Origin of the sequence: Rhodococcus sp. AH-ZY2, assembly GCF_030916465.1 — a bacterium.
In the GTDB taxonomy this organism is placed as follows: domain Bacteria; phylum Actinomycetota; class Actinomycetes; order Mycobacteriales; family Mycobacteriaceae; genus Rhodococcus; species Rhodococcus ruber.
In genome coordinates this window covers 182,970-203,573 of sequence record NZ_CP126460.1, presented here as the reverse complement: position 1 = coordinate 203,573, position 20,604 = coordinate 182,970, and the positions used below count along the sequence as shown (strand labels likewise).

Sequence of the window (20,604 nt, the reverse complement as noted above, 5' to 3'; positions counted from 1 at the left end):
AGTGCGGTCAATGAGGCTCGCTGAGCTGTCCGGTACGGCCGGCCTCGCTCAGGGGAGCATGAGGCACCGACGCATGACATCGCCCTGAAAGTGGGGACGCGAGCGGGAACGCGAAGTCGGGAAGGTTGCCGCTTCACGGACCGCAGCAACCCCTCAGACATGAGTCACGCGGGTTGCAGTTCCCGCACCGGTCCGGTGCTGTCGACCGCCGGGAGCGGCGGCACGGCGAAGCCTTCAGCTTCGGCGGCCGCAACGAACGAGCGCCACCGACGACTGACCGTGGACTTATCGACGTGCAACCGCCGCGCAACCTGGGTTTGCCGCAGGTGCGGCTCGTCGATGAGCATCGCCGCCACGCGTTTGACCGGGTCGGTGAAACTGCCGTCGGCGAGGAACTGCTGCAACCCGGCCGCGGTATGCGGGTAACCGTTGCGCGTTGCATCGGCGCCGCGGGCGTTCCCGACAACATCGGCGTCCACGGTCGTCTCGGCGAGGGCAACACCCGCAACGCCGGACTTGCGTGAGGTGCCGGGTGATGCACTCTGCGCTTCGTGGTGCACCTCGTGGGCGCGGCCGGCATCGATTGCGCTCTCCGGCGTTGCCACCGCGGCAAGCGTGAAATCGTGCTCCGTCGTCTTCTCGGTCGCGGGGCGGATCGGTGCAGCGGTGGTGCCCTCACGGTGCACGAGCTGATCCACCGTTGCAGCATCACGGCGTTGGGCGCGTTCGTCGATGACAACCTGCAACATCATGGTGAACAGGTGAAACAGTGCCAGCCACAACAGCGGGAAGATCGCCGCAATGACCGCGGCAATGGCTGGGGGTTGTGGGATGAACCCGAGGTGCTCACCCGCTGCAACGCGTGCGAGGTTGCGGGCGGCGAGTTGATAGGAGTGGTACGAGTTGCCCACCACACTCAACGCGACGGTGACGACCGCCAAGCTCATGCAGTAGCGCCGCGCCCAAAGGTGCCGGTTGGCAACGCGGAAGATGACGTAGCCGGCTGTTGCAGCGGCCTGTGCAACGTCGATGGCAACCGGGGCCATCCATGCACGACTCGGATGCACGTTGATTTCGATGGCCAGTGCCCGCAACGCATCGAACGACAGCGTGAACGCCAACGCCGCAAGAAGCAACGCCATCGTTGCCACCGCGGCGACACCGAGCATCTTCGAACGCACCGGCCGCGCATCGTGGCGCAACGGCGGTGCGGACTGAGGGGAGTCATCGGACACGACGGAAGCCTCTTTCTACGACATTCTCTAGAGGGGTGCTGATTCGACTACTGACACGTGCTCTTGGCATCTCACTCCCCTACCCGGGGTGCGGACAGGACATCGACGAGGTGCGCCGCACGAACCTCACGGAAACGGGCGGGTTGCCGAGTCGGTGGTCAGTTGAAGACGTCGACGAACCATGTGCCGTCGATCTGCTGGGTGGTGACGGTCTGGGTGATGCGTTGCACGCCGTCGGGGCGCAGTTCCGACAGGTCGACGAGATAGACATCCTCGGACAAGGCCTTGGTGCGGACGCAGTAATTGGTGCCGACGGGGATCTCGTCGATGAACGGCTGCAGCTGCTCGGCCGGGACGACGGAACTATTCGGGGTGGCCAAGGCGCGGGCGGCGACCGCGTCGCGCCGGACGTAATAGGCGTAGTTCCAGGCGGCGATCACCCCGGCGCCACTGCGCTGGTCACCCCGGTCGGCGCGGCAATCGTCATCGAGATCCGACGCCGGCGCCGTCGGCGTTGCGGACAGTTCGAGCATCGGTGTGCCCACATCGTCGGACGGCGGTGCTGCCGCTGCGGACTCTTCGCCGCGTGCATTCCACATCACCCCTATGGTGACGGCTGCAACCCCCACTGCAATGGCGATGGCAACCGCTGCAACGCGGCCGGTGCGCCTCGCTGTGCGCGGCACAGGTCGCTCGTGTGGGGTCACCGCCGGTGCAACCAATGCACCGTCGATCGCATCGCCGGGTGCAACCGGATCGGCGGTTGCACCCGAGGGTGGGGTGGGTGCACCGCCGAGGAGGTCGACGACGGCCGGATGCCGAAATGTTGTCTTGCCGAGTTTCATCGGGGTGCACCCACATCCTTTCGTACGGTCAGGCGGAGACCGGGGCGCCAGCGCCCTGTCCGACGGCGGTCGAGATCATCTCGGCGGCAGTGCCGGCCGAACCACCGAAGAACGCCTCCAGGGTGGTGTCCACGGCGGCGATCACGTTCTCGCCGCCGGGTTGCGCCGTGACCCATTCGCGGGCTTGTGAATCGATGTGCGGTGCTGTCTGCACCGCGCTGTGCACGACCTCCGCAGTGGCGGCACCGACCGGTCCGGAGGTCTGCCACTGCTCGACCGTCGCCGCGGTCTGCTCGGTGATCACGTCCTGCTGCACGTCCGGCAACTCGACCTCGATCGGCTGTCCTTCGTCGTCCCCGGCACCGAAGGCGGTACCGGCAGCGAGGCCGACTGCACCACCGACGAGCGCGCCGGGGACTGCGCCGACGGCGCCACCGATCGCCGCACCTGCCGCGGTTCCTGCGACACCGGTCGTGATTTCGGGCAGCACCGGGATCGGCAGCGGCACCACCCCGCCAAGGGCGGCGCCGCCGATGCCGCCGATGGTGCCGCCGATCAGCGCACCCGGTACCGCACCGGCCGCGGCGCCTGCGGTCGCTCCGGCGGCGACACCGCCGATCTGTGCGGCGGCGACGCGGTCGGCGCGATCAGCGTGGACACCGACGGAACGCCAGAAGGTGGCCACCTGGGATCGGGTCAGGCCGGCGGTGTTGTTGGTGCGCTCGCGGTCGGCGTCGGTGACCCAGTTCGGCTGGGTGAGGTGGTAGTCGCCGATCATGATCTTCTCGGGCGGGGCGATGTAGATCGGGGCCTGCTCGACCGGGGTCGGGGCGTGCAGCGTCGACAGGTCCAGCGGCGGGGTGTACGTGGTCTGCCGGTTGTAGCGGCCGGTGTCGTAGTCGTAGTTCGGCAGCGGCTCGTACTGCGGCTGCACTGCAGGCGGGGCGGACCAGTAGATCGGCTCGGACGGCGCCTGCGGCACAACTTCCACCTCGGTCTGCGGTGCCGGGGTCGCGGTGGTGCCGCCTTGCGTCCCGCCGCCGGTAGTGCCGCCCTGGGATGGGGCCGCACCGGCGGTCGGGGCCAGCACCAGTCCTGCCGCCACTGCGGCGATCGCGACGAACGCGGCCGTGGCCTGACGCTGGACTGTGCGGTGGCGACTGGCAGCGCGGCGTGCGGCGCGGTTCGGGGTGGGGTTGTCGTTACTCATCGGGCATTGCCTTTCATCGGTCGGCCACAGGGAGGGCCGGGTCTGGTCGGGGATCGAAAAGGATGACGTGGAGCAGCCTTAAGCCCGGACCGAAAATGGTTCCGGACCAACGGGATCAGGGGTCGTCTGCGATCAGGTCGACGACGGTGGCGGCGAGGACGGTCAACGCCTCGCAGGTGTCGCGTCGTAACTGGCTCAAGGTGATGCGCTCACCGGAGGCGAACAGCGGCTCGAACGGCATCCGGCACACCGGCACACCGAGTGCGGAGAACGCATCGACGGCATCGGTCTCGACCATCGGCACATCCCCCGGCCCCTCGGTGATGACCACGACCGTGCGGACGAGCACATCCGGGCGGACGGCGGAGATCGCGGCCAGGGTGCGCTGGGCAGCGACCGCGCTGTCGCGGCGCAGCGGCACCGGAACGATCACGGCGTGCGCAGCGGTGATCGCCCACCGCCAGCTGCCGGCGTGGCGCGAGTTGCCGGTGTCGGCGACCAGCAGGTCGTAGTGGTGTCCGAGGATCGCCGCCACCGTCGCGGCGTCGTCGTAGCTCACCGGTGCCACCGCCCCGATTCCGCCGGCGACGACATACGAGCCGCACGGCTGACGGGTCAGATACCGAGTGAGCACGGAGGAGCGCACCGGCTGCGCCTGATCACCGAGATCGGCGAGCAGCGACGCCACGTCCTGCCCTGCGGCCGGGGGAAGCGCGATCCGATCGGTGAAGCTGCCGCCGACCTCCCCGAGGTCCAGGCACGCGATCGTGGCGGGGCCGCGATACTCGGCCAGTGTCTCGGCCAAGCCGATCGCCATCGGGGTTTTACCGACGCCGCCTTTGACGTTGGCGACGGTGACGAGCGCGCCGTCCGGCAGCGGCCGGGCGATCGTGGTGTGCGCCGCGCGCAGCCGCATCTCGATCGAGTCGGGTTTCGGTGCAAGCGCCAGGCCGAGCATCGCGTTGAGCCGTCCCCGCATCCCGAGGCGGGCGGGTTCGCCGGCCGCTGGGTTGACGCGGGGTGCGGACAGCGCCGACAACGCCTCGATCCGGCCGCTGAGCGGCTCTGTGGCCAATTCTGGGGGTGGTATGGACTTCGGACCCCGCGATCGTGTCGGCGCGGCCTGTGCAGGCTCCTGAGCGGGCGCCCGGTCGACCAGTGTCGATGTCTCGTAGGTGAACGGTTCGGCAGCCACGGTCACCGGCGCGGCCAGCACTGTGTGAACAGCCTCGGCGGCCGCCGAAGCGGGTTCGCTCACCACGACCGGAATCGGGACGCTCGGAGCACTTTCGGTGAGCTTGCCGTCAGGGCCGACCGTGAGGAACCGGGTGTCCTTGCCGGTGCGATAGACGACCTCGACGGCGGACTGCTGCTTGGCTGCGAGGGTGCGCACGAAGTCGTGCACGACAGCGGCCAGCGCCCTGTCCTCGGTTGCCGCCAGTTCCATCGGTGGCACGTCGGCGCCGGTGAGCCTCGCGCGCGCGGTGGTCGCGGAGGTCGCCTCGATCTCGACGGTCGGCGCCATGGTTAGTTGATCCCGCCGAAGGCACCGGCGCCGGCCAGCGCGGTGTCCATCTCGTCGATGACAGCATCGGTCTGCTCGAGCTCGGCCAACGCGTTGGTGCGGGCTTTGCCGTCGGGCAGCGCTTCGATGACCACGCGGCGCTTGGCCGACGCCTCACGGATTTCGGCGAGGCGTTCGCGCGTGAGTTCCTGCCTCTCGTCGAGTTTGGCCAGCCACACCGGCGAGGTCTGTTTGAAGTACTCGCGCAGCGCCTTGATCACCGGATCGTTGGCGCCCTTGGAGACGAACGGGCCACGCAACGCGGCGACGTCCTCGGCAGTAGGGGTGATCGACTGAGAAATGCGACGAGTCATCGGGTTCCTTCCGGTGGTGATTACGGGCGTGGTTCACGGGGCCGACGAGCGGTCACTACGGGGTTGATGCGATCGCGACGACACGGACAGCGATCAGACTCTCGTGCGGTGGGTCGCCCGATGCTCATGCGCTGCGTCCCACGAGGTCGGGTTCGGGCAGGACAACGACGCCGTTCGCGTCGAAAGCAATGCGGGTGGTGACCCGGTCGGCGCCGATGGTCAGGACGGTCTCGATGACCTCGCCTCGGCTGCCGCGACGCACATCGACCGCATCGACGGTGACCGGCACCAGGTCGCCGTCCTCGTTGTCGATGAGCACGGTCTGCCCGGCGGTCACGCTCGAGGCCGGGATGACATCGGCGAAGTCCTCGTCCGCAGGATCAAGTTCCGGTGCGGCTTCGGCTCCAGTCTTGGCCATCGACACGGTGCCGATACCGCCCGTACTCGTACCGCCGAGGACGATCGGCTCGGGCACGCTTCCGTAGTTGCGTGCCCGCCGCGCCAGGGCGCGTTCGGATTCGATGAACTCGGCCAGCTCCGGCGAGTAACAGGTGAACTGCGGCGCCTCGGCCGGCATCAATCCGTCGATGATGGATTTCTCGTTCTCCGACAGCTGGTTCCACTTGTTCGGATGCTTGTCGACGTTCGGGGTCCACCACATCTGCGCATCGACGGGCGAGCCGTCGTCACCGAGCGCGATCCCGCGGCCCTTGACCGAGGTGTCGACCTCACGGCCCACCGTCGAATCCCCCCACATCATCAACGCCCCGTCCTGCGAGAGATTGCCGAGCGAGATGCGGGTGCCGAAGTTGTCACGCGCGTTGCCGGAGGCACCACCGAACAGGGACGCATCCGGACGCTGCACACCGAGCAACAACCGGATGCCGGCCGAACGCGCGAGCACCGCCAGATCCGCCCACGCACCGAGCGGATCGAGTTCCTTGAGCAGAGTCTTGGTTTCGTCGTCGCCGGTCTTGGCCAGACGCTGCCACTTGCCGGAGAGGATGAAGAACTCGTCGAGCACCGCGATCATCAGCGGCAGCTGCGAGCCTTCGATCTTCATCTGATGGATGTAGGCGTTGCGCGCCATCATCTCCGTATGCAGGGCGCGCACGAACATCGCCGCGCGCAGCGCGTCGTAGATGATCGCCCCACAGCCGGGGTAGCCCTCGAGGCCGTCGAGTTCGATCATCTTCGGATCGACCCCGACGAACGGAACCCCGCGACGCGCCGCTTCGGTCAGCAGCGTGCGGATCACCGAGGTCTTACCGCCGCCGGTGGGGCCGACGATCAAGCAGTGCGGCTTGTTCGAACTCGTCGAGACATCCCAGAACATGATCCGGTCCGCCGCGCCGGTCGCATAGGGCAGGTGCCGCAGGTTCTCATCGACCAGTTCCAGGGGGTGGTCGACGCGCTCGGGCATGGCGGTGACCAGACGCATCACCAGATAGCCCTTGTTCGGATACCAATCGCAGGTCCAGTTCCGGCCGGATTCGTGCGGGCCGGCGAGCGAGGCGAGGGCTTCGTCGACCTTGGCCTGAAAGCCCGGTGCTCCGGCGTTCATCGACTTGGCGAAGGCGATGCGGTAGCCGGTCTCGATGCCGTCCTCGTCGATGGTGTCGACGCTGACCTTGGGACTTTTGAAGATCGTGGCGCCGTCGAGCGCATCCTGCAGGACCTTCTGTCGTTCGCTGCGGGTGTCCGGGGAGATCGGCGTGCGGGTGATGACGAGCCGGTCGCGGTGCGCGTCGTGCCGCACCGTCACCGCCGAAGTCTCGCTGGTCCCGAAGGCCGTTTCGACCGCACGCGAGAGCGCCTCGAATTGCTTGGGGCGGATCACTGCACCGCGCGAGAGCTTGATCGTCGCGCCTCGCATCGAGCGCCCGGTGGTGGGCCGCGAAATCGAGACCTTGGTGGGTATATGCCCGGTGCTCTGCTGAACCATCGCGTCGAGCATCTGTGACCACCGGTGAGTGCGGTGCCGCGAAATATCCAGGGCGATCAACGGAGCGGTGGCTACTGCCAGCGGCCACCGGTAGTCGTACAGCCCGGTCAGCGCCTCGACGACCGAAGCGTTTCCCGCGACAGAAGCAATGAGGATGGGGCTGGAGAAGGCAGCTGCGGCAGAGATTGCCGTCAGCGGCGAGAACGGCACGAAGCGGGACACGCACGTGGTCCGCCCGTCGCCGGTCCGATCGCCGCGAGCGTCGGTGGTGTCGCCGAACGTGTCGCGCCATGCAGCGACGAGCCAGTCCTTGAGTGGGTCTGGAGTTGCGCTCACTGCATGCGCCTTTCACTCGTGCTCGTCTTCGCCGGATGCCGTCCGGTGCGGTGTGCGAGCACAGTGGCAGAGGGGCCGAGTTTTCACCAAGCAGGTGACGGCATTCCGAACTGACGCAGGTGATGCGCTCGGATCCGCGAGTGCCCAGCTCGATGAATTTGTGCCTCAACGTGTTCGGCGCTCACCTGAGAAGATCTCCACCACAGCGCTTGCAACGCGATGTCACCGAGCGCTTTTTCGACTGCTGATCCCAGCGCTCGCATACCGGTTCAGCGAGCGTTCATCCGAGCATGCTTATGGGCACTTGCACGTGGTGTTCCGAACGCTCCACAGCCGCCCTCCCCGTGTGGTTATCGAGCGTGGGCACGACCGCCGCAGTCAGCGCTCCGAAGAGCGTTCGACGTGGTCGGTTGCGAATACCGTTGGCGCCGCGCGCAATTCTGGATTACACTCCCCCCAAGGAACGCCGGGGGGAGTGACCCCGTAAGGGGTGGGCGTCGCGAGCGCTCTGCGCAGCACTGGGATTCACCGCTCGAATCCATCGCCCATCTCACGCGCTCTGTCGAGCGCCATGATGCGCACTCCCCCACTCCCCCACGATCACCCCTGCCTCCCCCAGCCCGATCACGGCCCTGCGAACCTCTCTCGCACAGGGCACACACCTGGCGTTGATGCATGTTCGTCCACCGCCCCGGCCGGCACTATCGCTCGGGTCGCTGTTCAGGCATCGAAGACGCATCGACGATCACCTCGCTTCATGTGCGGTGACGGCGCGCGTGAACATCGCTGCTCCGCACTCCCCGCCACGTGCGCTCGGCATGGCTGTCCGGTCTCGATCGTGGAGGTGTTTCTCGCGCTCGTTCTTCCCCGTCGACCTCGCCGGATGTGTGCGCTGTGTGCATTCACCTGTTTGGGCGAGATCGCGTGCTCGTTTTACGTTCTCGGCCGTCGCCTTTCGGGCGTACCGACCGAACCATCACTGGAGTGCTCATGTCTCTCGCGCCAAGTCTTGCCGAACTGGCGATCACGACCATCCCGAGTGGTGACGTGCTCGCCCAGACCACCGAGGTCACCACGACCGGGGTCCGCGCTTGGATCGAAGACAACATCGTCTTCACCATCCTCGTGTTGATCGCGTGCGTGGTCCTGATGGGTGGGCTGCGCGGCAACCTCTCGAAGGTCGTCACCGTCGGCGGCCTGTCGCTGGTGGGCATGGCGTATCTGGGCATCGCGACGAACACCACCGCGGCAACCGGCATCGGCAATTGGCTCCTCGGTCTGGTCGGCATCCAGGTCTGACCACCGCACGCAAGTACCGGCCGACGACCGCAAAAGGGGTACCGATCGTGATCGACAACGACGACATGCTGCACCGCGTGGACCGGCACTATCTCGGCCCGACCGGCTTCACGCTGCCGTTCCGCCTCCGCTACGCCGCAGTCGGACTCGGCGCGCTCATCACCGCGACGGTGTTCGTCCTCGCCCGCGCGGTCGTGCAGGTGCCGCTCGGCTTCCAGTCTCTGGTGGTGATCGTCGGGATCGGTGTCGTGATCACTGCGCGGGTGACGAAGTACGTCAACGCCGACCGTTCGGTCCGGTCGGTGATCCGAGCTGCGTGGAACGACCTGACTGCACCGCGCCCGCCCAAGGCAGGACAGACCGTCGTCTTCACCATTCCCGCTGCTATGCGTGCCTCGCGCAGTACGCCCCCGCAGCGTCGAGCGAAGGGAACTGCTGACGATGGCTGTCCAGCCTGACAACGACATTGCCGCGTTGTTCGATCCGAATTTCGACGAGCCCGCACCGGCGATCGTGCCGCCGGGTGCGTTGCCCCCGTCGTGGGCGGCGGCGATGGCAGCACACCGCATCGCCTCCCCGCCCCCGGTTCCGGATCCGAATGCGGACGCGACGCAGGCCGCGGAGCTGGCGTGGTCCCAGGTGCCCGACAGCAGCATCACCGCCCCTGCTCCGGTGACCACTTCCACCACCGCAGCGAGTGCAGACGCACCGCCCGCACAGCGCAGGCGCGGCCGCACCAAGCGCGGCACGTCTGCCGACACCGACGCGGAGTTCACCCGGCAAACCAAGACCGCCGCCAAGCGCGCCGCTCGCACGCGCAAAGCAGTGCGGCTGCAACTGATCGGGGTCGAAGGCAACATCACCCGCACCCGTAGCCAGTCCACAGCGTGGTTCGTCCAACCACCAGGGCCGTGGAACATGCGCCCGGTCGCCCGGCAGCGCCGCTACATCCGCAGCGAAGCGTTGGTGCTGGCGAACCTCGCCGAAGCCGGCGTCACCGGTCTACACCGCCGGCTGGTGCGTACCCCGTGGCCGGTGCGCCAGTGGGCGCAAGCTCACGACGGGTGGGCCGAACCGATCGCGGATGTGCCGCGCGCGTTGTCGTGGCCGGACTATCTGCGCGGTCAGCAGCACGCCATGCTGTGGGGCAACCCCACTCTCAAGGGCCGCTACTGGGGCATCGAACTACCCCCGCGCTCGGCGCTCGCGGTCGGGCTCGACACCATCTCCGAATGGTTGCTGCCCGCCGTCGATACACCGCTGCTCGGCCGGATCGCGAGACTCGTCCGCTCGTGGGCGCACACGGCGTTCCTCAACGAGCAGAAGGCGCTCGCCGAGCACCTCGCCACGATCGAACGCATCCTCTCGGGACAGGGGGTGCGTGCCAAGCCCGCCACCGCCGCGCAGATGGACTATCTGCTGCTGCGCTCGGCCTCACTGGGGTTGCCGCTCGATGCCGAGGGCGTGATCTCCGGCGGTGGGGACTGGGAACACTCCGATGTTGCTGCGCTCGAGGACCTCACCGACCTCGAATTGACCCCCGGTGACGGGTACACCACTGTGCGCGGACAGGTCGGTGGCCGGGACTACACCGGCTACGCGATCGTGCTCACGGTCGGGCGCATGGCGCCGTTGCCGATCCCGGAGCGGATGCTGCCCTGGCAGGTCATCGGCGACTCCTCCGGTGAACCGCTCGAATGGTCCGAACGCATCCGGTTGAAGACCAAGAGCCAGACCATCCGCAGTCTGCGCCGGCTCACCGCGCGCATCGAGGCGCAGTTCGACCACTACACCGTCGAACACGACCAGGTACCACCGCAGGAACTCGCCGAACAGCACGCGCTCGCTCAACGGGTGCTCTCCGACATCGAAGACGACCACTCCGGCCTGTCGGTGCGCACCGACGGCTGGTACCGGGTGCTTGTCGTCGGCTCGTCCCCGGACGAGGCGAAGCAGAAGGTCTCGATGCTTCAGGAGATGTACGCCCCGCGCATCCGCCTCGAACACGAGCACGGCCAGTACCAACTGCTGCGCGAATTCCTCCCCGGTGAGCCGCTCGCCAACATCGCGCACTGCCGGCGCATGAGTGTCGAAACCGTCTCCGCCGGGATGGCCGCGGTCGGCGACCGGATCGGGGACCGCACCGGCGTGGTGATCGGCGAAACAGCCTCGATCGCGCCCCGACCCGCGGTGTGGGATCTGTTCGCCGCGCATGAGAAGAAACACAAGTCCGGTCTGACCCCGATCGTGGCGGTACCCGGCTCGGGCAAAACGTTCCTGGCCGGGATCCTCGTCTACCAAGCGGTACGTGCCGGCGCCTACGGGGTGGTGCTCGACCCATCCGGACCGCTCAAGAAACTCGCGCAGCTCCCCGAGTTCCGGGGTATCGCCGAAGTTCAGGCGTTGACGGGGCGCACCTCGCGGCCCGGCTCCCTCAACCCTTATCGGGTGATCGTCGATCCGCGCCGCGACGACCCCGACTACGACCCGACCAATCCGGACTACGCCGACGATGCCGATCCCGTCACCGCAGCCCAGTCGCAGTACGAAGCCGACCTGCGGGCCGCGCAGGCCGAGCGGATCTCGGTGGCGGTGTCGGTGCTGAAGATGATGCTCTCCCCCGCCCGGCTCGAGCACGAGTGGACCGAAACCGTCCTGCAGACCGCGGCGAACACCGTCGGCGGCGGACGGCACCACAACCTGCGCGAAGTCCTCGACGCGATCGCCGCGCTCGGTCGCGACGACGAGAACCTTGATCTGCGTACCTGTGCGCGCAGCGTGCATCAGGAGTTGTCGATGATGGCTGATCTCGCCGAGGCCCGCGTGCTCTTCCCCGAAGCGGGCACCACCGGTGAGCCGGAGGACATCGTCGACAACAACACTCGACTGACGGTGTTGACGATGCCCGGCTTGCAGCTCCCACCCACCGGCACCGACCCGTCGCAGTGGACCCCGCAGCAACGCATGGCCGGCCCGCTCATGCACATGGCCGCGTGGCTTGCGAACCGGCTCGTCTACGAACTGCCCCGCTTTGAGCGCAAGGTGCTGTTTCTCGACGAGAACAAGTACCTCGAACAAACCGGTGCCGGCCGCACCCTGAATCTGCGCATCGCCCGCGACTCGCGCAAGTACAAGGTTCGCGCGTTGGTGTGCTCGCAGCTGCCCGACGACTATCTCGGCGTCGGCGGCAGCGACGACAAGTCCGCATTGACCTACGAGGTCATCATCGGCGATCTCGGTGGCAACACCCATGCCATCGACGGCGCCCTCAAACTACTGAACCTTCCTGCCGGGGAAGGCTACGAAGCGTTGTTGGCCGATCTCGGTGGTGGCGGAGAAGACACCCTCGATGAGGACACCGACACCGAGCACCTCGACCAGGCACGCCGGTTCATCGTGAAGATGGCTGACGACATCGAACTGGTCCGCTCGGACTGGACCCACTTCGTCCACCTGGCACACGTATTCGCCGCGCTCGATTCCCGCGCGACCCGCGCCGCGATGGACACTCCTGCATGAGCGCGCAACGAGCACGCCGGATTCTCCCGGCACTGTCACTCTCCGTCCGCTACGTCGGGCAGCCTGTGGGGCTGGTGGTCCGTGTTCTGGTCGTACTGATGTTCGCTGCGGTCGTCCTGATTGGGGTCGGCACCGGGGTGGCCACAGCCAGCGGCTTCGACTGCAAGGACGTACCGGCCCCGGAGTTCCCCAATGAGACCGTCGAGACGACCTTCGACTCGTCCAGCGCCAACCGGCCGCCGATCGAAGGTGGGGGTGGCACGGGTTATGAAAGCTACGGTTGGGCCGGACTGAAATGGCACACCTACGACCTCGGCTGCGGTGAGGATCTAGTGCGCGCTCCCGGCGCGGTCAACGACACCACGCTGGGCAACACCTTCCTGACGATCGGGAAGTCACTGGCGGCCGCGGCGTTCTGGCTCGACGACCAAACCAAGACCGGACGCGACGCGCTTGATGCCGGGGTCGACTCGGCACTCGAACAGTTCGACCGGATCGTCTACTCGATCAGCGACGGCATGCGCGGGGTCTACGGACAGTGGCTGGGGATTGCACTGACTGTCGTCGCTGTGATCGTGCTGTGGAAGTCGCTGAAGGCAGACACCGCCGGCGTTACCCAAACCTCGGCAATCGCAGCGGCCGGGCTGATGCTCGGGGCGCTGATGGTCGGTGCACCGCAAAAGGCGGTTCAGGTCACCGACGACACGTTCGGCTCGCTGATCACCGATACTCAGGATCAGATTTTCTCGGTCCAGTTCGGGGACGGCCCGGGCGGCGGCACACTTACCGGTGGACCGACCGACCCGCGCAACGTGCTGATCGACCAAGTTTTCCTTCCCGATTGGCGCACGGGTTGGTTCGGCACCAATTACGACGATGCGGACACAGCCGGGCTCGGTCCGAAGTTGCGTGATTCGCTGGCGTTTTCGTACGAAGAGCAGGAGCGCGTCAAGAACGACCCGGACGCCCAGGCCGAACTCGCCGCCCAGAAGGCCGACACGTTCCGCGAGATCGTCGCGTCGCTGGAATCCGACCATCAGTTGTCCTACTACCAGTTTCAGGGCAAAGACTCCGGCCGCACCTCGACCGGTTTCATCGGCATGATCAAACTGGCGATGCCATCGATGCTGTGGATCGGCGCCTCGATCCTGAAGATCACCGCACTGCTCGCGATCCGCTTCGCCATCCTGTTCGCGCCACTGTGGGTGCCGTTCGCGATGATCGCCGGTGGTTGGCTGGGCCGCATCCTGCGCATGCTCGCCACCGCCTATGTGTGGGGCGTGGCCGGTGCAGTCATCGTCGCGCTGTACCTGATGGCGCTCGTGCAGCTCTACGTCGATGCCGACGGACAGGTCGACGGGTCCTGGCGATTGTGGTTCATGGTGCTGCTCACCGTTGTGTGCTGGGCGATCATGCGCCCATTCAAACGGGTAGGCCAGACGTTCACGCAGAACAGCTGGGGGTAGCCCCTGGGTGGTGAACACGCTGACACTGGCCCATACTGGGCCGGAGAATGCAGGACATCACCATGACGAAGAAGAAATACTCTGACGAGTTCAAGGCCGACGCCGTGCGACTCTACGAGAGTCGCCCGGAAGTGTCGTACTCGTCGTTGGCCGCGGATCTGGGAGTCGCTCGGGGGTCGTTGAAGACGTGGGTGCATTTGGCGCGTAAGAAGGCCGCGATGGCGCGGTCTGCGCCCGAGAAGAGCGTGGATGCCTCGGAGACACCCGAGGAGCAGTGTGCGCGGATGCAGGCCGAGATCGAGCAGATTCGGGCCCGCAACCAGGCTTTGGTCGCGGAGAACGACAAGCTCAGCGAGGAACGAGACATCCTGCGCAAGGCCACGAAATATTTCGCGGCAGAGACGAACTGGTGATCCGCTTCCGGTTCGTTGACGACCACCGAGACACCCATGAGGTGAAGCGGATGTGCACGGTGCTCGGCATCCACCGGTCGAGCTACTACAAGTGGCGAGCCGGAAAGGCGGCTCGGCGTGCCCGCCAGCAGGCCGATGCGGCGCTTGTCGACCGAATACGTGCCCACCACCAGGAATGGGACCACACCCTCGGTTACCGGCGGATGACCGCCGAACTGGCCGATGATGACGCGGTGCCGGGCACGGTCAATCACAAGCGGGTAGCCAGGTTGATGCGACAGAACAACATCGTCGGTGTGCACCTGCGTAAACCGAAGAACACGACGATCAAAGATCCTGGGGCGCAGGTCTTCGAAGACCTGGTCAACCGTGATTTCACCGCTGACGAGCCTGGACGAGTATTCGTTGGTGACATCACCTATCTTCCGCACAGCAGCACCGGTGAGTTCCTCTACCTGGCGACCGTGATCGACGTGTGTTCCAAACGGCTCGTCGGCTGGTCGATCGCAGATCACATGCGTACCGAGCTCGTGGAGAACGCGCTCGACAATGCGGCGGCGGCCCGAGGGTCGCTGGAAGGAGCTATTTTTCACTCCGACCACGGCCGTCAATTCACCTCCTCGGACTACCAGGCGACATGTCGCCGGCACGGCGTGCGGCAATCGATGGGCCGGATCGGGTCGAGCGCCGACAACGCGATGGCCGAGTCCTTCAATGCGTCGTTGAAGCGGGAGACGCTTCAGGGCGCGAAACGCTGGATCGACGAAGCGCAATGCCGCACCGAGGTTTTCCGCTGGATCACTCGATACAACACACGCCGACGGCACTCATCACTGCGGAACCGATCACCACTTGACTTCGAGGTCGACCATGGGTCTACCCTCGATCAGGCCGCTTGACGTACACACCCAGTGTCCACTATCCAGGGGCCACGCCCGTGCACCGATGGCACCCGCCTGACGGCGGAGATCACCGAATGCGGCTACCGGGGTAGTGCCAAGACCGTCCGTCGGTTCCTGGCACCACTGCGTGCTGCGCATCGGACGCGCCCGGCACCGCCGCCGGTGCCATCCGTCCGGCAGGTCACGGGGTGGCTGACCGCCCGACCCGACCGTCTCACCGACGTCGACAGCCACCGTCTCGCCGACATCCTCGAACGCAGTCCCGCACTGAACGCGCTGCAGGGACACGTTCGCGGCTTCGCCGAGCTCATGACCGAGCGGCGCGGACACGAACTCCCCGAGTGGATGAGCGACGTCGATGCCACCGGATCACCGGCCCTGCAGTCCTTCACCACCGGCCTGCGCCGTGACCTCGATGCTGTCACCGCCGGACTAACCCTCGAACACAACTCCGGGCCGGTCGAAGGGCACGTGAACAGAATCAAAATGCTCAAGCGGCAGATGTACGGGCGAGCCAACCTCGACCTGCTGCGCAAGCGCGTCATCCACCTCGAATAACGAAGCGTGGCAGTGACTTCACGGAAAGTGCGCCAGATCCAATTACGCGACGGTCGACAGCACCGCCCGTATCAAAGCGGCATTCGAGATAGACCACACCCGGCGAGAGACGACGGTGCGGTTGCGGACTCGCACATCACCCGAGGGCCTACGCTCTGCCGTGTGCCCCAAGACGCCGGGACAGTAACTACCGAAACAGCTGAATGGATAGCGACGACATCGGTCAGCATCGAAGGACGTCGATACTCTCGACGCGAGCACCTCACCGCGCCCTTCTTATCCCTGACATTCTGTCCGCGACAAAAACACAAAAGTGCCCTGCCGATCGGATACGGCAGGGCACTCGAGCAGTGTCGTCCAGTTATCGCCACCCGAAGACGGCCACGCATTCTCCCTATTTCCTCATTGTCGATCGCACTGACTCGACCTCCCTAGATTTGGCCCATCACGAGTGCTCCAACCACGGTGGACGAAGACGGCGCGAAGCAGTGAGCCGATGCTACTGCAGAGAGCTAGTTGTCAGTGAGCAGCGACGTACTCGTCGACGAGGGATTGAGGCAGACGTCCTCGGGCGGGAACCTCGAAACCTTCTTCAACCGCCCACTCTCGAATCTCCTTGGAGCTCGGAGAATTCGGATCGGATGACCGAGCCGTTCCGGCTCGCTTCTTGCGTCCTCCGACGCGGGTCGCACGCTCGACGTAGTGAGGTTTTCTCACCAGAGAGTCACCGACGACAGCAAAGACATCCGAACGGTGTGGCGTGAAAAGAGGACGTGGGGTCCTGCCTGGTAGGGATTGTTTCGAGCAAGAAGCAACCCGGAGCAGGACCCCACGTGATTACCTATCGTGCCACGCTCGACGTGCCCGAGCACACCCTGACCTTCGTCGCCCGTATCCTCGCTGCCCACCGCCGCAGGACCGATCGCCGGCCGTGGCAGCGGGCCGCGACCGTCTACGTCCAGGCTCTGATGGTGCTGCGGTGGTTTCGCGACGGCACCGCTGTCGCCACCCTGGCGCGCGATGCCCGCATCTCGCAGGCCACCGCCTACCGGTATCTCCATGAAGGTATCGACGTGATCGCTGCGCACGCCCCGGACCTGCACGACGTGCTCGAACGTGGGATCGAGTCCGGCTGGGAGCATGTCTGTCTCGACGGCACCCTCATCGCCTCGACTCGCTGCCGGGAGCGTTCCGAGTCCGGGCACGACGTGTGGTACTCGGGTAAACATCGCCGCCATGGCGGCAACGTCCAGGTCCTGACCGATCCGACCGGCTACCCGATCTGGGTGTCCGAGGTTGCCCCCGGTTCGGTGCACGACCTCACCGCTGCTCGTCGGGGCGGGATCCTCGGCGCCCTCTACCACGCTGCCGCCGGCGGGATGCCCACCCTCGCCGACAAGGGGTACACCGGTGCCGGGATCGGTGTCCACGTCCCGACGAAAGGCCATGGTCTCGATGCCGGCGCCCGTTGCCGCAACACGGTGTTGTCTGCGATGCGTGCTCCGGCCGAACGCGCGAACGCGCTGCTGAAGACCCGGTGGAAGGCGCTGCAGCGAATCAGTCTGTGTCCGTGGAGGATCGGCTCGATCGCTGCTGCGGCTCTCGTTCTTCTTCACCTGCAAGCACCGGCCTGGTGAGAAAACCTCAGTAGTCGATCTTCTTCCGGAAGTCGCGAGCGTTCTTCTTGTTCAGGTCGATGGTGTACTCCACCCCATCGACAGCGAAACTGATGGTTTCTCCGTCATCGTCCAACGCAGTTCCATCGATGTCGTCGAAAGTCTCAACGATTGTTCTACGCGCCACAGGTTGATCTCCTCTTCGAATGCATCCGGCCGGAGTCTAAGTAGCCTCTTGTCACCAAAGCCAAACCAACTCCGAAACCCACATCATTGACATGAACAACTCTACTCAGAAATTATCGCACGACTGCGACGATCCAGCGCCTCAGAACTCATGGCCGACAAGCCACATAGAGGTCCGTAATCCCATGCCTATCGCGGTTCGTCACCGCATGCGACATCAGACGACCGAGGCCTTTCTGTTTATGCAGCCCGTCACACGCCACCTCGGCCCGTGAGAGCACCGTGATCCGCAAAATAGTTGAGTAGACGCGACCACACAAAACAGCGGCAGCGGTCCGGATCGCGTCCTTCGCGTACTCCGCGCCCATCAGGTCCATGCCCTGCGCCCGAGATGCCATATGGGCGATCGCATCGACCCTCAATTCCTACAGCCACGTTCGCCGCTCGGGAACCCCGCGAATCAGCAAGCACGACACCAGACTTCGAAACAAAGGTACGTCTTGTAAACCCTCTGGCATCGCATCGGCCACGAAAGTGTTCGATTGGACACCACCGCAGTAACCATCGCGGCCGGCCGGAACGAATCCGCAATTCGGTTCGCGCAGCGGCCCATCGGTGTCGTTCGCACCACCGCCAGAGCGAGCGATCCGAAGCAACCAACAAGCTTCGACGTAGTTTCACGTCCCCACGACAGGATTTCAACGACCGACGCGTAGGGATTCTGAACACAAACGTTCTCACTTGATCGGACCGCCGGAAATATGACCCCGTGAGCCGATCACGGTTCGAGCCGGACTCCCCGTCAATTAGCTCAGCACCGGCCACGACCTGATGCCTGGACCAACACAGTGAAGAAACCGGCAACAGTAGGTGCGGCCTACGAAAGCCAGCCATCTCACATCACGATCGCGCACGACTACTGACGCCACACTCCACAAGGGACCGCAGACACTGCAGCGAAGGCCCAATAGAACCTGGGCTGTGTCAAGGATTGTGGACAGGTCCTCGGTGATTTCGGGTGTGTCAGGCCGCCTCGGTTAGGTCCTCGGCGGCGGGATTGTGGGCGTCGGCCCATGCCTGGGCCGGGGTGCGGTAGCCCAGGCTGGAGTGCGGTCTTTGACGGTTGTAGAACACCTCGATGTACTCGGCGACGGCGAACCGTGCTCGGGCGCGGGTATGGAACACCTGCTGGTGGTACATCTCGTTTTTCAGGGTGGCGAAGAACGTCTCCGCCGCGGCGTTGTCCCAGCACACCCCGGTGCGGCCCATCGACTGCACGAACCCGTGCTGGGTGCAGTAGGTGACGAATTCGTCGGAGGTGTACTGAGACCCGTGGTCGGAGTGAAATATTGCCCCTTCGGCGGCTTGGCCCTGCGTACGGGCCATTTCCAGGGCGTCGACGACCAGGCTGGCGCGCATGTGCTCAGCGGTCTGCCATCCGATCACCTTGCGCGTGGCCAGGTCGATCACGGTGGCCAGGTACAGCCACCCCTGGCCGGTGCGTAGGTAGGTGATGTCGCCGACCAGTGCGGTGCCGGGGCGGTGACTGCTCGGGGCGAAGTCGCGGCCCAGCTTGTCGGCGAAGACTTGGGCTTTCTCGTCCGGGACGGTGGTGCGTTTGTAGGCCTTGCGCTGGATCGCCGCCAGGCCGAGCTCGCGCATCAGGTCGGCCACGAGCCCCACCGAGGCCGGGTGCCCCTCGTCATTGAGAATGGCAGCGATGCGCCGGCACCCGGCAGTGCCGCGCTGCTTATGGAAAACGCGCTCGACCTCCATCTTCAGCGCTTCGCGGCGCGCCTGGGTGGCTGTAACCTGCCCGGCGCGGGCGCGCCACGCGTAGAACGACGAGCGGGCCACGCCGAGCTGGGCGCACATCCAGTCGATCGGAAAGTTCGCCTTCTCCGCCTCGATCAGGACTGACTTCTCGTTCAGTCCTGCTCCCGGGCGAAGAAGGCCGCGGCTTTTTTTAGGAACTCATTTTCCATCTTCAGCTTGCGGTTCTGCTCCTCGAGCTCGGCCAGCCTGCCGTGGTCGGCCGGACTCATCGACGTGTCCGGCTCCGGATTGGCCTGCCGGTGCTTCTGAACCCAGTTGCCCAGAGTGCCCGGGTTGATCGCCAACTCCCCGGCCACCTCGGCAATCGAGCGGTCACTCTGCAGGACCAGCTGCACCGCCTCGGTCTTGAACTGCGGACTGAACTTCCGCCTCGAACTCGCTGCCATGATCTCGATCCTCTCGCCTCAAGAGGTTGTCCAAGATCTTTGATACACCCCAACCCGAACCCTTGCCCCGACAGTAGCGACGGGTTGATCGAGCCCTTCCTCATCATTGGGCGACAAGAACTGTCTACGGCTCGTCCTTCCAGCAAGACCAGCCTTGGCACGGGTCCCGCATCGCGAAGACCCGAACGCGGACCGCGGACTGCACCGATCCGCAGCTGCGTTCACCAGGCCACTCCCCCACTCGAGTCGACACCGACCCACTCGAAGCTGACTCCGCCCAGTTAGGTGCTCATCCCGGACAGGTTCCCTGAATTCAAGCTGCCGCACGACGAACGTCAACTCTCCTGCACGCGTGAGGCACCTCCGGGCGACCCTGTCGGCGACGCACGAACCACTAGTACACCCGACTCGCAGACACCCTGAATCGCCCCGAGATCCGTGTCCGCTCTCCCGCGCGACACCAGCAACTCGAGGTCACCCACTGCGATCGTGCGCGCAGCGCAGGCGTCACGCCGGACCCTGTCCCCTACTCCGTACGGATGAAGTACGCTCCATCCGCCACCGCCCAGCGACTCATCGAAGCCAAGGCACTACCCTCGGACTCCTCGACCCCCGGACTTCTCGACCCCCGGACTCCTCGACGCAGTTTCACCCGAGCACGGCGCGCAGAGACCTACTCCCTCGGAGAGTCCAAGGAGCCCATCTCTGCCGACATCCACCGCGCGGAGGGACGTGTTCTCCTCCACGACGTGCTCGTCGGCGACTTCGTCTACGGCCACACCTGTACACACGCTCCGCCCTGGATCATCCACGCCACTCCTGTGCGATTCGAGGACGTCGAGAGCGGTCCGATCGCGTGCTTCGGCCGTCTCACTGTCAGCTAGTAACGTGCGCCGCCGGTTCGCCTACGACCTGCGCGGCGCCCGCCCTCGAGTGCGCACCGCGCCCGATGTCGCTGCAAGATGGCTCACGGC

The 20,604-nt window shown here is 65.7% G+C and carries 16 protein-coding genes and 1 pseudogene; 8 read left to right on the top strand and 9 right to left on the bottom strand.

All coding sequences use genetic code 11. The features are described from left to right. Positions 1–164: 164 nt before the first annotated feature. The 6 genes from QNA09_RS28400 to QNA09_RS28375 form a co-directional block, all read right to left on the bottom strand. Positions 165–1,235, bottom strand: coding sequence for a DUF2637 domain-containing protein (locus tag QNA09_RS28400; protein ID WP_156666233.1), 1,071 nt, complete (start codon positions 1,233–1,235; stop codon positions 165–167). A gap of 158 nt (positions 1,236–1,393) precedes the next feature. Beyond that, a complete protein-coding gene (locus QNA09_RS28395; protein WP_064257456.1) occupies positions 1,394–2,080 on the bottom strand; it encodes a hypothetical protein in 687 nt (228 codons plus the stop codon). Positions 2,081–2,108: 28 nt separating this feature from the next. Next, a complete protein-coding gene (locus QNA09_RS28390) occupies positions 2,109–3,290 on the bottom strand; it encodes a hypothetical protein (RefSeq protein WP_064257457.1) in 1,182 nt (393 codons plus the stop codon). A gap of 115 nt (positions 3,291–3,405) precedes the next feature. After that, complete coding sequence (locus QNA09_RS28385; RefSeq protein WP_064257458.1) at positions 3,406–4,815, bottom strand: ParA family protein; 1,410 nt, start codon at positions 4,813–4,815, stop codon at positions 3,406–3,408. A gap of 2 nt (positions 4,816–4,817) precedes the next feature. Beyond that, positions 4,818–5,168, bottom strand: a complete 351-nt coding sequence (locus QNA09_RS28380) for a hypothetical protein (protein ID WP_064257459.1) — start codon at positions 5,166–5,168, stop codon at positions 4,818–4,820. Positions 5,169–5,292: 124 nt separating this feature from the next. Further along, entirely contained in the window at positions 5,293–7,449 is a 2,157-nt protein-coding gene (locus QNA09_RS28375; RefSeq protein WP_219130581.1) for an FtsK/SpoIIIE domain-containing protein, read from the bottom strand. A 990-nt stretch (positions 7,450–8,439) separates the two neighbouring features. On the opposite strand from QNA09_RS28375, the gene QNA09_RS28370 reads away from it, so the two are divergent. The 6 genes and pseudogenes from QNA09_RS28370 to QNA09_RS28345 all read left to right on the top strand — a co-directional run bounded on the left by QNA09_RS28370 (position 8,440) and on the right by QNA09_RS28345 (position 15,606). Continuing rightward, the gene (locus QNA09_RS28370) at positions 8,440–8,748 is read left to right on the top strand and encodes a hypothetical protein (RefSeq protein ID WP_064257743.1); all 309 of its coding nucleotides are present in this window, start codon (positions 8,440–8,442) and stop codon (positions 8,746–8,748) included. A 47-nt stretch (positions 8,749–8,795) separates the two neighbouring features. Next, positions 8,796–9,206, top strand: a complete 411-nt coding sequence (locus tag QNA09_RS28365) for a hypothetical protein (protein ID WP_064257742.1) — start codon at positions 8,796–8,798, stop codon at positions 9,204–9,206. Next, positions 9,190–12,267, top strand: coding sequence for an ATP-binding protein (locus QNA09_RS28360; protein WP_064257741.1), 3,078 nt, complete (start codon positions 9,190–9,192; stop codon positions 12,265–12,267). Before QNA09_RS28365 ends, QNA09_RS28360 begins: the two co-directional genes overlap by 17 nt. Before the next feature lie 98 nt (positions 12,268–12,365). Beyond that, positions 12,366–13,724, top strand: a pseudogene (locus tag QNA09_RS28355) (hypothetical protein); the annotation flags it as partial. Positions 13,725–13,795: 71 nt separating this feature from the next. Continuing rightward, a protein-coding gene (locus tag QNA09_RS28350; protein WP_153008490.1) for an IS3 family transposase occupies positions 13,796–15,045 on the top strand; the annotation gives its coding sequence in 2 pieces (ribosomal slippage) (positions 13,796–14,126 and positions 14,126–15,045; 1,251 coding nt in all). Between the two features lie 165 nt (positions 15,046–15,210). Beyond that, positions 15,211–15,606 carry a transposase gene (locus QNA09_RS28345; protein WP_248957603.1) on the top strand — a complete coding sequence of 132 codons (396 nt, stop codon included), beginning with the start codon at positions 15,211–15,213 and terminating at the stop codon, positions 15,604–15,606. Positions 15,607–16,125: 519 nt separating this feature from the next. Here the strand turns inward: QNA09_RS28345 and QNA09_RS28340 are convergent. Next, on the bottom strand, positions 16,126–16,323 hold the full coding sequence (locus tag QNA09_RS28340) for a histone-like nucleoid-structuring protein Lsr2 (protein WP_231912171.1): 198 nt from the start codon (positions 16,321–16,323) through the stop codon (positions 16,126–16,128). A gap of 116 nt (positions 16,324–16,439) precedes the next feature. Between QNA09_RS28340 and QNA09_RS28335 the strand changes: the two genes are divergently transcribed. After that, complete coding sequence (locus QNA09_RS28335) at positions 16,440–17,243, top strand: IS5 family transposase (protein WP_219130572.1); 804 nt, start codon at positions 16,440–16,442, stop codon at positions 17,241–17,243. 7 nt (positions 17,244–17,250) lie between these two features. Here QNA09_RS28335 and QNA09_RS28330 read toward each other — a convergent pair whose 3' ends face one another. Then, positions 17,251–17,409: an Lsr2 family protein gene (locus tag QNA09_RS28330; protein ID WP_257606232.1), complete on the bottom strand. Its 159-nt coding sequence runs from the start codon at positions 17,407–17,409 to the stop codon at positions 17,251–17,253. A 1,022-nt stretch (positions 17,410–18,431) separates the two neighbouring features. Then, a protein-coding gene (locus QNA09_RS28325; RefSeq protein ID WP_141764068.1) for an IS3 family transposase occupies positions 18,432–19,630 on the bottom strand; the annotation gives its coding sequence in 2 pieces (ribosomal slippage) (positions 18,432–19,375 and positions 19,375–19,630; 1,200 coding nt in all). Positions 19,631–20,169: 539 nt separating this feature from the next. Between QNA09_RS28325 and QNA09_RS28320 the strand changes: the two genes are divergently transcribed. Continuing rightward, positions 20,170–20,514, top strand: coding sequence for a hypothetical protein (locus tag QNA09_RS28320; RefSeq protein ID WP_064257745.1), 345 nt, complete (start codon positions 20,170–20,172; stop codon positions 20,512–20,514). Positions 20,515–20,604: the final 90 nt, after the last annotated feature.